The sequence below is a fragment of the Streptomyces sp. NPDC054840 genome (assembly GCF_053611065.1).
In genome coordinates this window covers 1-1,435 of record NZ_JBSGZP010001096.1, presented here as the reverse complement: position 1 = coordinate 1,435, position 1,435 = coordinate 1, and the positions used below count along the sequence as shown (strand labels likewise).

Here is a 1,435-nt window from a genome sequence, read left to right as displayed (position 1 = left end):
GGACGAAGCCGGCGACTGCCGCGCAGCACAGCAGGCCGGCCGCGGCGGCGGCCAGGGCCGGGCCGGTGCCCCAGAGGGTCCAGGCCCCGCCGAAGGCCAGCGAGCAGCCGAAGCGGGCCAGCGCCTGGCCGGTGCCGACGAGGGCCATGCCGGTGGCGCGCAGTTCCCCGGGGACGATGGCGGCGACGGCGGCGGGCAGCACGCCGTCGGTGGCGGCGTAGAACATGCCGTGCAGGGCGAGGACGAGGTAGGGCAGGGCGGGCCAGGCGGGGGCCCAGAGCAGCAGCCCGTAGCCGGCCAGCAGGAGGGCGTGCCCGGTGAGGAAGACGGTGCGCCGGCCGATCCGGTCGGCGAGGGCCCCGGCGGGCACGGCGAGCAGCAGGAACACGGCGGCGGTGCCCAGCGGCATGAGCGGGAACCACTGGTCGCCGATGCCGGTGCGGCGTTGCAGGAGCAGGTAGACGAAGGCGTCGCTGACGGTGGTCAGGCCCAGCAGGACGGCGCAGACGGCCAGGTTGCGCAGTCGGGGCAGACGCAGCAGGCCGAGCGCGTCGCGCAGCCGTACGGGGGCCGGCCGCTCCGCGTCGCGGGCGGCGGCCGCGGCTCCGGCAGTGGCTCCGGCTCCGGCTCCGGCTCCGGCTCCGGCTCCGGCAGTGGCAGTGGCTCCGGCCGTGGCACCAGCAGTGGCTCCGGTAGTGGCCGTGGCTCGGACCGAGGCTATGGCTGTGGCCGCGGCTCCGGCAGTGGCCGCGGCTCCGGCCGAGGGCATGGGCCGCCCCGGTTCGCCGCCGGACGGGACGAACAGCATGAGCACCACGACACCGAGTACGGCCACGCAGGCGCTGACACCGAAGACGGCGTCGTAGCCGTCGAGCGTCACGCTCAGGATGAGGAAGGCGGCGAGCGGGCCGAGCAGCGCCCCGGTGGTGTCCATGGCCCGGTGCACACCGAAGGCGCGCCCTTGTAACTCGGGTGGCGTGGAAAGGGAGATCAGAGCATCGCGCGGGGCGGTGCGCAGTCCCTTGCCGGTGCGTTCCAGGGTGAGGATCACGCTGATCGGGCCCAGGCTGTGTGCGAACAACAGGAGCGGTTTGCACAGGGCCGACAGGCCGTAGCCGATGCCGGCGATCAGCTTGTGGTTGCGGATCCGGTCGGCGAGGTGGCCGCCGGTCAGCTGCACGAGGGCGCTGACGCCGTTGTAGACGCCGTCGAGCGCACCGAAGCCGAGGGGGCTCAGGCCCAGCCCGGCGATCAGGTACAGGGGCAGCACAGCGGTGACCATCTCCGAGGAGATGTCGGTGATCATGCTGACCGTGCCCAGGGCGAGGACGGTCGAGGCGACCGCGGGAGCCCGGACGGGCCCCCGGTCCGAAGCGGTCTTCGCGCCCTCGGGCGCGGGCGCGGAGCGGTCCGCGAGGTACATGCTCTGGAGCTC

The 1,435-nt window shown here is 74.4% G+C and carries 1 protein-coding gene; it reads right to left on the bottom strand.

The genetic code is table 11. The annotated features are described in order from the left end of the window. On the bottom strand, window positions 1–1,423 hold a 1,423-nt coding region (locus ACWGIU_RS37840; protein ID WP_453712611.1), incomplete at its 3' end, for an MFS transporter. Window positions 1,424–1,435 lie beyond the last annotated feature (12 nt).